The organism is Pedobacter sp. BMA (genome assembly GCF_001027745.1).
Taxonomy (GTDB): domain Bacteria; phylum Bacteroidota; class Bacteroidia; order Sphingobacteriales; family Sphingobacteriaceae; genus Pedobacter.
Genome location: NZ_LECU01000005.1, coordinates 25,178 through 38,246 on the forward strand (window position 1 = coordinate 25,178; position 13,069 = coordinate 38,246).

At 39.8% G+C, this 13,069-nt stretch carries 11 protein-coding genes; 7 read left to right on the forward strand and 4 right to left on the reverse strand.

Annotated elements, in window-relative coordinates; translation table 11 throughout:
• Nucleotides 1-176 precede the first annotated feature (176 nt).
• Together rpmA and rplU are read right to left on the reverse strand one after the other, a co-directional pair.
• Nucleotides 177-590, reverse strand: coding sequence for a 50S ribosomal protein L27 (gene rpmA / locus AB669_RS21790; protein ID WP_082120644.1), 414 nt, complete (start codon nucleotides 588-590; stop codon nucleotides 177-179).
• Nucleotides 591-644: 54 nt separating this feature from the next.
• Nucleotides 645-956, reverse strand: coding sequence for a 50S ribosomal protein L21 (gene rplU, locus AB669_RS09670; RefSeq protein WP_039476071.1), 312 nt, complete (start codon nucleotides 954-956; stop codon nucleotides 645-647).
• 540 nt (nucleotides 957-1,496) lie between these two features.
• Between rplU and AB669_RS09675 the strand changes: the two genes are divergently transcribed.
• The 6 genes from AB669_RS09675 to AB669_RS09700 all read left to right on the forward strand — a co-directional run bounded on the left by AB669_RS09675 (nucleotide 1,497) and on the right by AB669_RS09700 (nucleotide 7,512).
• On the forward strand, nucleotides 1,497-2,330 hold the full coding sequence (locus AB669_RS09675) for a prephenate dehydratase (protein WP_047799118.1): 834 nt from the start codon (nucleotides 1,497-1,499) through the stop codon (nucleotides 2,328-2,330).
• Nucleotides 2,331-2,360: 30 nt separating this feature from the next.
• Entirely contained in the window at nucleotides 2,361-3,500 is a 1,140-nt protein-coding gene (locus AB669_RS09680) for a chorismate mutase (protein ID WP_047799119.1), read from the forward strand.
• Between the two features lie 71 nt (nucleotides 3,501-3,571).
• The gene (gene aroA, locus AB669_RS09685; protein WP_047799120.1) at nucleotides 3,572-4,840 is read left to right on the forward strand and encodes a 3-phosphoshikimate 1-carboxyvinyltransferase; all 1,269 of its coding nucleotides are present in this window, start codon (nucleotides 3,572-3,574) and stop codon (nucleotides 4,838-4,840) included.
• A gap of 69 nt (nucleotides 4,841-4,909) precedes the next feature.
• Complete coding sequence (gene aroC, locus AB669_RS09690; protein WP_047799121.1) at nucleotides 4,910-6,007, forward strand: chorismate synthase; 1,098 nt, start codon at nucleotides 4,910-4,912, stop codon at nucleotides 6,005-6,007.
• A 28-nt stretch (nucleotides 6,008-6,035) separates the two neighbouring features.
• Complete coding sequence (locus AB669_RS09695; protein WP_047799122.1) at nucleotides 6,036-6,644, forward strand: DUF1684 domain-containing protein; 609 nt, start codon at nucleotides 6,036-6,038, stop codon at nucleotides 6,642-6,644.
• Between the two features lie 115 nt (nucleotides 6,645-6,759).
• Complete coding sequence (locus tag AB669_RS09700; protein ID WP_053058353.1) at nucleotides 6,760-7,512, forward strand: LytTR family DNA-binding domain-containing protein; 753 nt, start codon at nucleotides 6,760-6,762, stop codon at nucleotides 7,510-7,512.
• A gap of 1 nt (nucleotide 7,513) precedes the next feature.
• Here AB669_RS09700 and AB669_RS09705 read toward each other — a convergent pair whose 3' ends face one another.
• Together AB669_RS09705 and AB669_RS09710 are read right to left on the reverse strand one after the other, a co-directional pair.
• The gene (locus AB669_RS09705) at nucleotides 7,514-9,835 is read right to left on the reverse strand and encodes a tetratricopeptide repeat protein (RefSeq protein WP_047799123.1); all 2,322 of its coding nucleotides are present in this window, start codon (nucleotides 9,833-9,835) and stop codon (nucleotides 7,514-7,516) included.
• A 190-nt stretch (nucleotides 9,836-10,025) separates the two neighbouring features.
• Complete coding sequence (locus AB669_RS09710; protein ID WP_047799124.1) at nucleotides 10,026-12,446, reverse strand: thiamine pyrophosphate-dependent enzyme; 2,421 nt, start codon at nucleotides 12,444-12,446, stop codon at nucleotides 10,026-10,028.
• Between the two features lie 170 nt (nucleotides 12,447-12,616).
• Between AB669_RS09710 and AB669_RS09715 the strand changes: the two genes are divergently transcribed.
• Nucleotides 12,617-13,018, forward strand: coding sequence for a DUF1573 domain-containing protein (locus AB669_RS09715; protein WP_047799125.1), 402 nt, complete (start codon nucleotides 12,617-12,619; stop codon nucleotides 13,016-13,018).
• Nucleotides 13,019-13,069: the final 51 nt, after the last annotated feature.

The following is a 13,069-nucleotide window of genomic DNA, read 5'->3' on the forward strand; positions in this document are numbered from 1 at the left end:
GATGTTGTTCGGAGATCAGACAGGTGTATGACACTTACACCTGATCAAAATCTGAAAATAAAGCCTTTGACATCATCAATATATTTTTGATACAGCAATGCTTTCTCAGCTTCGTGCGAACAAAAAAAGGGTATCCAAATAAATGAATACCCTTTTTAATGATTGTGGCTTACTAATTACTCTGCAACTGCAGCTTCTTCAGTAGCTTCGTCTTTTTTAACAGCTTTTTTTGCTGGTGCTTTTTTAGCAGGTGCTTCAGCAGCAACGTCTACAGCTTCAGTTTCTTGTTTTGCAACTGGTGCTTGTTTAACTGGCTCAGCTACAACTTCAGTTTCAACATAAGGAAGAATAGAAACATAAGATTTGTTGTCAGCTTTCTTTCTGAAAACAACTGTTCCATCAACCAATGCGAATAAAGTATGGTCTTTACCAATACCAACACCTTTATCAGGGTGGTGTTTTGTACCACGTTGACGTACTATAATGTTTCCTGCGATAGCTAACTGACCACCGAAAACTTTAATACCTAAACGTTTACTATGCGATTCACGTCCGTTCTTCGAACTACCGGCTCCTTTTTTGTGTGCCATGATTTTATATTTTGTAACTCGCTAAAGAAAGCGAATTATTGGGTTAACAATTAATTATAACGTGATATCAGAGATCTGAATCTTAGTGAAAAACTGGCGGTGACCATTTTTCTTTTTGTAACCTTTTCTACGTTTCTTGTGGAAAACGATTACTTTATCACCTTTCAAATGAGATACGATCTTAGCTGAAACTTTAGCACCTTTAACTGCAGGAGCACCTACAGTGATAGCACCACCATTATCAACCAACAATACATTATCAAATTCAATACTAGCGCCTTCATCTCCTTGCAATCTGTGTACAAAAAGGTGCTGGTCTTTAGCAACTTTAAATTGCTGCCCTGCTATATTTACTATTGCGTACATTGTTTAAATATTAGTTTTTTAATTTTTATTTAACGAGGTGCAAATATAGAACAAATTCAATTAACACACAAACACATATCAAAATTATTTTATGTAATTTTCACCAGAGGATATTATACCTTATCGAGTCAATGAGGCCACGCAATGAATTGCCATACCTTATATATGCATACCTTCAAATTATTAAACCGTAACCTTGAATATATCAAGCCTAATAAACTCAAAGGCTGAACAAGCTTATTCATTAGCCGTAAAAAAATAACCCATAAACATTCAGTAAATCGAGAATCTGTACCGAGACCTAAAACAGTCTAAATGAAAAAAAATTAAAATATTTTCATTTTCCTATTGACAAATTAAATTTTGTTACTACATTTGGCTCATTCAATAACAGAAAATGAAATTATTCAACACATATTACTTTGGTTACTTTTACTTTTTTAGTAAGAGCCGGGGCTAATATGCAAAAAGATATATAAAAATATTAAATGTATAAAAAGTCCCGGCAAACAGCCGGGACTTTTTTTGTTTTACACAAAAATGGACACGACAAAACGAGTAGCAATTCAGGGTATTAAGGCTTCTTTTCACGAAGAAGCAGCATACAAGTTCTTCGGAAAAGAGATCGAAACTGTTGAATGTAATTCTTTTAAAGAAACCTGCGATAAGCTGGAAAAAAACGAGGCTGACTTCGTGGTGATGGCCATAGAGAATTCCATTGCCGGAAGCTTACTACCTAACTATACATTAATCCGCGATTATGGCTTCTCTGTTGTGGGTGAAGTTTACCTGCCAATTCAACTACACCTGATGGCACTGCCGGGCGTGAAATTTGAAGACATCAAGGTGGTAACCTCCCATCCTATCGCGATCCGCCAGTGCATTGATTTCTTTTACGATTACCCGCACATCAACATTGTGGAAAGTAATGATACTGCGGCATGTGCTAAACGCATCCAGGAGGAGAAACTTACTGATACCATGGCTATAGCCAATAGCTTAGCTGCTGAATTGTACGGACTGAACATTCTCGAGCGTCGCGTTGAGTCAAATAAAAAAAACTATACCCGTTTTCTGATCCTTAAAAAAGAGAAAACTGATGAAGGAAAAAAAATCAACAAATCGTCGATTTGCTTTCAGGTTGGCCATAAGGCCGGATCATTGGCCACAGTATTAAATGTATTTGCTGAACAAGACGTAAGCTTAACAAAAATACAATCTATGCCAGTACTTGGGAAAAGAAACGAATACTACTTTTACGTTGACCTTGAGTGGCCCAGCACAGAAAAGTATGATAAGGCCATCCGGAAAGCATTAAAATACACCACCAACTTCAACATCCTTGGTGAATATCAAAAGAACGATAAAGTTTAACAAAATTAAAAATACTACAATTCCATAATCATGAAACTTAATTTAAACATCCAACCACTAAACACCTGGTTAAACGTTAACAACGAACCATTAATTATCTCGGGCCCATGCAGCGCCGAAACTGAAGAGCAATTATTAACTACAGCACATTTATTGGCTGCTACTGGTAAAGTATCGGTTTTAAGAGCTGGTATCTGGAAACCACGTACACGTCCGGGAGAATTTGAAGGTATTGGAAGTATTGGTTTAGAGTGGTTGAAACGTGCAAAAGCAGAAACTGGTTTGCCTACTGCAGTTGAGGTTGCAAATGCAAAACACGTTGAAGAAGCTCTAGCTGCAGGTGTAGATATTCTCTGGATTGGTGCACGTTCAACAGTAAACCCTTTCACTGTGCAGGAAATTGCCGATGCTTTAAAAGGTCATGATGTTCCTGTATTAATTAAAAATCCTGTAAATCCGGATTTGCAGCTATGGATTGGTGCTATAGAGCGTATTAATGGCGCTGGAATCACTAAAATTGGTGCCATCCACCGTGGTTTCTCATCTTTCGAGAAGAGCTCTTTCCGTAACGAACCGATGTGGGAAATGGCCATCCAGTTAAAAACACTTTGCCCTGATCTTCCGATTATCAACGATCCGAGCCACATCTGTGGAAACCGCGAATTGATTCCTTATATTTCTCAAAAAGCTTTGGATTTAGATATGCAAGGTCTGATGATCGAATCACATGTTGATCCTTCAGTTGCCTGGACAGATGCAAAACAACAGGTTACTCCGGCAGCTTTGGCAGAACTTGTTGACCGCTTAACCGTTCGTGAGCCTGAAGCACCAAACGAAGCTTTCGCTGATAAACTGGCCGACTTACGTAAATCAATTGATAAAATTGATGATATCTTATTGCAAAAACTGGGTGAACGTATGTCTATCGTAGAGAAAATCGGCGAATTCAAACGCGATAATCAGGTTACTATTTTACAAGTTAACCGTTGGGATGCGATTATACAAAAAGGCCATGCCTTTGCAAAAGCTTTAAAACTAGATTTGAACTTTACAGAGAAATTCTTAGAATTGGTACACGGCGAATCTATTCGCAAGCAAACTGAAATCATGAATGCCGGTAAAGCAGAAAAAGGTATTGCTGCAGAACAACATACTGAAGTAGGCAAATAGATTTGAAAAAAGTACATCTAATGCCGTTTATTTTAACCGGCATTAGATTTAGCGCATAAAAACAGAATAAAATGGCAAAAAATGCCTTAGTCTCCTTTAAAGGCGACAAGATTATTAATACGGAAATCCAATTAACAGGTTCGAAAAGCGAATGTAACAGGGCATTGATCATCAGTGCACTGAGTAAAAAACTGGTTAAAGTTGAAAACCTGTCGAATGCAGCCGATACGGTAACACTCGATGGGATTTTAAATTCATTGAAAGACGAGGCCGAAGCTCCTGCTCAGGACTCTCAGCTCGTAGATGTTGGTCCGGCCGGAACTGCCATGCGTTTCCTTTCGGCATATCTTTCTGCAAAAAACGGGAACTTCCTGTTAACAGGTACGGAGCGTATGAAACAGCGCCCAATTGGGATACTTACTGAAGCTTTGAAAAAAATCGGAGCAAACATCTCCTATGCGGAAAGCGATGGCTTTCCTCCCTTAAATATTACAGGTCCTTTCGACCAAAAAACTTCTGAAGTTAAAATCAAAGGCGATGTGAGCAGCCAGTATATTTCTGCCCTGCTGATGATTGCACCCATATTGCCACAAGGATTAGCCCTTGAAATTGAGGGAGAGCTTACTTCTAAGCCTTATGTTGATATGACACTTGATATGCTTGCTGAAGTAGGCATTGAGCACCAATGGAACGGTAATACCATTTCAATTGCTCCTCAAGCATTTAAACCAGGTAATCTCATTGTAGAGCCAGACTGGAGTGCCGCATCTTATTGGTACAGCATTGCAGCGTTGGCCGATGAAGCCGAAATCAGCCTACCTGCATTGAAAGAAAAAAGTTTACAGGGCGATAGCCGGATTCAGAAAATCATGAAGATTTTTGGAATTGCAACAGATAAAACTGAAAAAGGAATCTTCATCAGTAACTTAGGCTTATCACTCGAAACCAATCAGGTCCTTGATTTAAAAACCTGCCCTGACCTGGCACAAACGATTATCGTAATTGCAGCAGCTCTGGGAAAAAACATGGCCTTTACAGGTTTAGAAACCCTAAAAATTAAAGAAACAGACCGTATTGCCGCTTTACAAAATGAACTGGCAAAAATCGGTGTGACGTTAACTGAAGACAATCTGGTATACACCCTAAATACAGATGAACTTCATTTCCCTGAAAAAATTACCATTGCAACTTATGAGGACCACCGTATGGCGATGGCTTTCGCCCCGCTTGCACTATTAATCAATGAAGTAGAGATTGAAGAAATGCAGGTAGTTGAAAAATCATATCCTCATTACTGGGAAGATTTAAAGAAAGCGGGATTTGATGTTAGCATTAAATAGCAGGTATGAAATCTCAAAATAACGGATCATTCAATTATTCAATCAATCTAACACTCATTCATTAACTATATGGCAGGCAACTCATTCGGGCAACTATTTCGCATCACGACCTTTGGCGAATCTCATGGCGTAGCCATTGGGGTAATAATCGATGGTTGTCCAGCGCAGCTCGACATCGATATGGATTTCGTTCAATCTGAACTGGACAAGCGCAAACCTGGTCAATCGAAAATAACCACTCAGCGAAAAGAAAGCGATACCGTACAGGTATTATCGGGTATATTCGAAGGTAAAAGTACAGGAACCCCAATAGCACTTTTAATTCCAAATGAAGACCAGCGTTCAAAGGATTACGGCCATAATGTTGATGTTTATCGCCCGAGTCATGCAGATTATGTTTACGATGCAAAATATGGCATTCGCGATCACCGCGGTGGTGGCCGTTCATCGGCACGCGAAACAGCAGCACGTGTAGCTGCCGGAGCAATTGCCAAACTCTTTTTGAAACAACAAGGAATTGAAATTTTTGCCCATGTTACCGCTGTTGGAACAATAGAAGCCCCAAATCTGGAAAGCAATGATTTGACTGCACTATTGGATATCAGGGAGGAAAATATTGTTCGTTGTGCCGATCCGGCTACGGCAAATGAAATGATTGAATTTATTGATTCCGTTAGGAAAGACGGCGATACAGTGGGTGGAAAAGTGAGCTGTGTAATTAAAGGCTGTCCTGCAGGTTTGGGCGAACCGGTTTTTGATAAACTTCATGCCGACCTGGGCAAGGCCATGTTAAGTATTAATGCAGTACACGGCTTTGAATATGGATCGGGATTCGCCGGAAGCGAACTAAGAGGTTCACAGCACAATGATATTCCCCTGCCAAAAGCAAGCGAAGCCAATACTTTTAAAACCACAACCAATTTTGCCGGCGGGATTTTAGGGGGCATTTCAAATGGAATGGATATCACCTTCAAGGTGGCTTTTAAACCTGTAGCTACCATTATGCATAATCAGCAAACCATTAATGCTGCAGGTGAAGCTGCAGAAATTAAAGGAAAAGGCCGCCACGACCCTTGTGTGGTACCAAGGGCAGTAGTCATTGTTGAAGCCATGGCGGCTTTGGTTCTGGCAGATCAGTTTTTAAGAAATAAAGCGAGTGTAATTTGAAATTAAGTCGCCTATAAAAAATGGTAATATGAAAATCCTTTCAATACTACTTCTTTTCTTTAGTTTAAATTCCTTTGCACAGTCTCATACAGATCAGATTTCAAAACACCGGGAAAACTATAAACAGGATTTTGTTAAAGACAGCTATGCGCCATTAAAAGAAAGTGATCTTCCGAACCTACATTTTTATGATGCAGACAGCAGTTATAGGGTTACTGCAAATGTGGAGATCTTAAAAAATGAAAAGGTTTTTAAAATGCCGACCTACGATGGAACGAGCAAAGAATTTTATCGCTATGCCAGGATTAGTTTTATCTTGAATGGCAAAGCTGTAAGCATGACCTTGTATAAAAACGTAGCCTTATCCGGCAATCCGAAGTACAAAGATCTGTTATTTCTTCCTTTTACAGACGAAACCAATACCAAAGAGACCTACGGCGGCGGAAGGTACATTGACCTCAGCTCAAAAGAAATAGCCGATAACAAGATTGAAGTGGATTTTAATAAAGCTTATAATCCATATTGTGCATACAGCGACGGTTATAGATGTCCTGTTCCGCCTCAGGAGAACGACTTAGAACTGGAAATAAAGGCCGGAGAGCAACTTTATACCGGTGATAAAAAACATAAAAAGTAGCAATTGAGTTATTTTACAAATAAAACGGCTATATTTTGAAGATTTGTCTTGCTGACGCATACTAAGTGACGTTTTAATATTACATTTGGGAGTTCCAAATATTTGTTTTTAAAAAATGAGCTACAATTGCCTGATCGTCGATGATAATGAAATAGAAAGAGACTTAATTGAGTTCCAGCTAAAGAAAATTCCATCCCTAAACATTGTAGCTAACTGTGCCAATGGCATCGAAGCTTCTCAGGTATTATCATCAACACCGATTGACATTGTTTTTTCTGACATTGATATGCCAGACTTATCAGGAATGGATTTACTCAAAAGCCTCAAAAACAAACCCCAGTTTATTTTTATCACTTCGTATAGCGAATATGCAGTTGAGGGCTTTAATCTGGATGCAATAGATTTCATTGTTAAACCAGCTTCTTTCGACCGGATATTAAAAGCAACGAATAAAGCTATCGAATATATCGAGCTAAAAAAGAATGCAGAAAGGCATTCCGAAAAAGCAAACGGCGACTACGAGCTAAAAGATGATTACTTCTTCTTTAGAGAAACAAAAGGCATTACCAAACTCAGGTATGACGATGTGATTTACATTGAAAGCATGGGCGATTTTTCAAAATTGTTTACTCATGACGATAAGCACATTATTCTGGTAAGCTTGAAAAATCTGGAAAAACAGCTGCCATCTGCCCTTTTTTCACGTGTTCATAAGCAATACATTATCAATATCAATCATATTGCTACGCTTACGAATCATGAGGTACATCTGAACCATAATTTTGTGGTTCCGATTAGTGCTGCAAACCGACAGGAGCTGCTGGAGAAATCTATTGATAAGAAAATCTTATCCAGATTTATGAAGTAAACTATCTTTTAAGCTCAATAACAAAATTACTTCCAACGCCATCATTGACGTGTGCTGATACCTTACCATCCATTAAGCCGATGAAGGTTCGGCATAGCAGTAAGCCCAGCCCCGTTCCCTTTTCCTTATTGGTACCTGGTGTACTTATACCTGCCCCAAGATAACCTGGCTTATTAAAATGTGTAATCTGCTTCTCCGTTAATCCTATACCGGTATCCGCTATCTTAAGATTGATTTGCGTGGCCATACTTTTCACGCTGATCTCCACCACTCCTCCGTTTGGTGTAAACTTAATGGCATTAGTAATCAGGTTTCTGATGACAAGCGCAAGCATGTTAAGGTCTGCCTTGCAAAAGGTTTGTTGAGGTACTGTGTTGATAAGCGAGATGTTCTTTTCGTGCGCCGTAGCTGCCAAAGTATTGCTTACATCCGTGCTGAGCTCATGCAAATCCAACTGCTGCAAATAGGGGTTGAAACCCTGCATCTGGCTTGCAGCCCAGTTAAGTAAATTCTCCATCATTGAAGAAGTATAACTTAAGTTATTTTTAAGGGTTGCCGCGTAACGGCGTAGCTTTTCTCTTTCTATATCACCTTCTTCCAAGAGCTGGATAAAGGCAATTAATGAATTAACAGGTGTACGCATATCATGACTTACGACACTGAATATTCTGTCTTTTACTTTACTGAGTTGTTCAAGTTCTCTTTTTTGGGTATTTATGATTTTATTTAGTCTGTTGGTTTTCCGTTGACTAAGATATATCAGCAAGGCAATGATGAATATCAACGTAGCAGCGGTGGTTAAAAACACCTTGATCTTCCAGTCAATTTTTATCTGCTGGTTTTGAGAAAAGATTTTTTTATCTTTTTCGGACGCAGCGAACCGGGCCTCATTGGTTTCCTTTTGCAACTTATTTTCCTGAGCAAGGTGTTGTAGGTCTAACGCAAGCTTAGCCTTTTGGAAGGAAAGCAGATCCAAAGCTTTCTCTTTATCTGCCAGAACCAGCTGTTGCCGCCGCAATTCCAGCTGCTGCTTTTGCCTTTTAAGTTCACCTTCTGATATGCGTTGTTTCATCAGGTAGTCATTCTCTTTCACACTAAAATCCAGTTCTAACTGACGCTTAATAATTTCCCGTTTCTTATCCTGATCAACAATTTTATCCCTCACAGTAACATACTGCCTGAAATAAATGAGCGACCGGTTATAGTCTTTAAGTTTTTCATAAACACGGCTCAAACTTAATGCAGCCTGCTTTTCATTCTCCAAAAGGCTATTGTCCTCGGCAATTTTTAAACACTCGGAAAGTAGTTTAATGGCTTCTTCTGTATTATTTTCCTCCTGATAAAAATCACCCAAAGCGTATAAGCTGGAGGCATATCCATCCTGGTTCTCGCCATCTTTATTGATTGCTAACGATTCCCTGTACGCTTTAATAGCACCCTCTTTCTTCCCTAGAGATCGGTAGAGATCACCGATATCGCTTTTGCAGGTTGCGATTAAACCCTGATCTTTTATATCTTCGGCTACCCTTAATGCTTTAGTAAAATAGTCGAGAGCCAGCTTATTTTTTTGCGCAGGCATCATATTCATTTCGGCAAGTTCCTTATCCGAAGCATGGAAATAATTGGTACCTATTGCTTCATACACTACCGAAACCCCGCGAAGATTATCCTTATCCTTTTGAAAAACCTTTAATGCTTTACTGAGGTAATATACAGCCTGACTCTGATTGCCCATATGCTGATACACAGTTGAAACATTCGTGTAGCAACTCGCCATATCTTCTTCATTGCCTAACTTCTCATATATTGCAATCGCCTTCTGATTAACATCCAGAGATTTAACATAATCGGGAATACTAGAATACAATGCCCCCAGATTGAGGTTTATTCCGCCAACCATGTCGAGGTTTCCGATTGCCGAAAAATCAGCTAAAGCTTTATTGTAATTCTCTTCAGCCTTCAAATAACTCGAACGGCCATGAAATCCCAATGCACGCCTGTAAAAAGCGTATGCTGAAAATTTCTTTAGATTTTTTTCGTGTGCAAGTTCAATTACTTTATCAATGTAGCTATCTGCAGCTTCTCTTTTCTTTAAACCAATATACTGGCGGTAAATGGTTTCTAAAATTTTAAGCTTTATAGAATCGCGTTTTACATACTGATTATCCAGTCGTAGAGCACTATCTAACTTTGCCTGAGAAACGACATAGCGTTGTTGGGCAAGGGAAACCTTGAATGAAAAGGCAATGAAAAATAATAAAATCCAGCCTTTATCAGGTAACACAAAACGAATTACACAGGGGCCTGACGATGAGCAACTCATGACTAAAAACGCAAAGATCTGTGAAAGTCAGCTGGATAGGAATCGCAAATCGGAGCCTTTGGAAGGCAAAACCTCCAAATCCGGTTAAATTTAAACATCATATACACTTTAGGGACAAAGTATAAATGTATATAAAATTCCGATTACAAAGTAACCGTATTTTTACCTGATTGAAAATGGCATTAAGAACTTAAAATATAGCGGGGAACCTGGCAGGGTTTGCATCGTGCATCATCTTATAAATGGTTTCAATAACATCATCTACAGAAGGTTTGCTAAAATAGTCGCCATCCGAACCGAATGGAGGCCTGTGAGCTTTAGCAGACAACGTTCTGGGCTGCCCGTCAAGATGAAAATAACCTTTTTGCGTTTCCAGAATGTTTTGCAGAATATAGGCAGAAGCGCCACCAGGAACATCTTCATCCACCACAAGTAGTTTATTGGTTTTGGCAAGCGACGCCACACAAACTGCGGTGGTATCAAATGGTAAAAGGGTTTGCGGATCAACAATTTCCACTGAAATACCCATGAGCAATAACTCTTCCGCAGCTTCCTGAACCACTCTTAAAGTCGAACCGTATGAAACAACTGTAATGTCAGTTCCTTCTTCCACTACTTCAGCTATGCCAAGGGGTACGGTAAATTCTCCAACATTTGTCGGCAGCTTTTCTTTTAAGCGGTAGCCATTTAAGCATTCAATTACAACTGCGGGTTCATCAGCCCTAAACAGTGTATTATACATTCCTGCAGCCTGAGTCATATTTCTGGGCACACATAAATGCATTCCCCTGAGCGAGCCAAGCAACATGGCAATTGGTGAACCAGAATGCCATATCCCTTCGAGGCGATGTCCACGTGTGCGCACAATAACCGGTGCTTTTTGTATTCCTTTTGTCCGGTAAGCCAACGATGCAAGATCATCACTCAACACGTTCAGCGCAAAAATCAGGTAGTCGAGATACTGGATTTCAGCAATTGGTTTTAAGCCGCGAAGGGCCAAACCTATTCCCTGCCCCATGATGGTCATTTCACGGATCCCGGTATCGGTAATCCTGAGTTCTCCAAATTTCGCCTGCAAGCCGGCAAAACCCTGGTTAACATCTCCAATATTTCCTAAATCCTCCCCAAATGCAACTAACCGTAAATCTCGTGAAAAATTCTCATTAAAGCAGGCGTTCAGGATTTCCCTGCCATCGATCATTTTAGACTGATCGTCATAAGCAGGCGCTACAACAGGAATCATTGCCGGTCTGTCATTGCCATCAGTATGCAATTTCGAGCTATAACGTTCATGATTCAATTCTTGCTGGGCTTTATACCATTCAAGGAGCGCCGCTCTTTCAGGCGTAGCGAACTTTGCAGACAAACGAATGGCTTTACGGGCCGCAACAATTACATCTTTACGTTGTGCGTCAGCAGTAGCAGCTAAACCTGTAGCTATTTTTGCCAATTCAGGTTGTTGTGCAGTCATCGCACTAATGAAATCGACAACCTGTTTATGCTCTGGCTTTATGCTATCTAAGAATTCATTCCAGGCTTCCTTTTGCGCGTTGCGAACGAATATTTTCGCGTTTTTTTCTACAGCTGCAATTTCATCCTCGGTTGCTATTGCCGATTCCAGCATCCACTCACGCATTTTCACAATACAGTCGTGCTCGGTTTCCCAGGTTAGGCGGTCTTTAGATTTGTAGCGTTCATGCGATCCGGAAGTGGAATGTCCTTGAGGCTGAGTGAGTTCGGTAACATGAATCAGTACCGGCACATGTTTTTCACGACAAACGTGAATCGCCCTTTCATACACCTCGCATAAAGCCGGATAATCCCAGCCCTTAACCTTATAAATTTCATATCCGGCGTTCTTTTCGTCACGCTGAAAGCCTTTTAAAACCTCAGAGATATCCTCTTTAGTGGTTTGGTACCTGGCCGGAACAGAGATGCCATAAGCATCATCCCAAATGGAGATCGCCATAGGAATCTGTAAAACACCGGCAGCATTGATGGCTTCGAAAAATACACCCTCCGAAGTTGATGCATTACCAATGGTACCAAAGGCAACTTCATTACCTTCAACAGAAAAGTGCTTTAAATATTCTAACTCTTTATTTTCGCGATATAGCTTTGATGCATAAGCGAGCCCTACCAGGCGGGCCATCTGACCGCCTGTAGGAGAAATATCTGAAGAACAGTTTTTAATTTTTGTAAGGTCATTCCAGCTACCATCTTCATTTACCGATTTGGTGGCGAAGTGGCAGTTCATCTGCCGCCCGCCTGAAAAAGGATCAGCGCCTTCAGTTGGATTGGCGTACAGCTGAGCAAAAAATTCCTTAATAGTTGAGATGCCCGTTGCAAAAGCAAATGTTTGATCACGATAGTATCCAGAACGCCAGTCACCAGCCTTGAATGCTTTGGCCATGGCGATCTGAGGAACCTCTTTACCATCACCGAATATCCCAAACTTCGCCTTTCCCGTTAATACTTCCCTACGCCCTAAAACACTCGCCTGTCTACTCTCATACGCTATCTTGTAGTCGTTTAGCACAATAGACTTAAAGTCGTTAAAACTTAATTCAGAAGCATCAATGGCATTGGTAACTATTTTTTCATTCTGCATCGTAATCAATATTGGTTTTGGCAAATATATATAAAATTAAAAGTTTGCCTTTATGAAGCTTTGTAAAATTATATATGGACTGGTAAAATATTAATGGAATAGTTTTTGTTTTAGATGATAAAACAATAAATTTGTTTTAAGAATTTTAAATATAATAACCATCACATAACATGAAAAAGATCTTAGTATTATTCGCTTTTGTATTGGGTTTAAGTGTTGCCGTAAACGCGCAGACTAAACCTGCTGAATTCAAGTTTGAGGCTGAAACACATGATTTCGGTAAAATTGTCTTAAACAAACCTGTAACTTTTGATTTTAAGTACACTAATATTGGCGACGAGCCATTAATTATCAGCAAAGCTGAAGCAAGCTGTGGCTGTACAGTTCCAAAATATACCTCTACTCCACTTAAAAAAGGTGAAACTGGTGTTATTTCGGTAACGTTTAATGCAGCGGCTGGCCCGTCTACCTTTTCGAAAGCAGTAACCATTTCTTCAAATGCTAAAACACCAATTAAAGTGCTTTACATTAAAGGTGAAACCGTTTCAGCTCCTGCTTCGTCATCTAAGTAATTATTTGAACAACAATATTCAAAAAGTCCCGATTTTCATCGGGACTTTTTT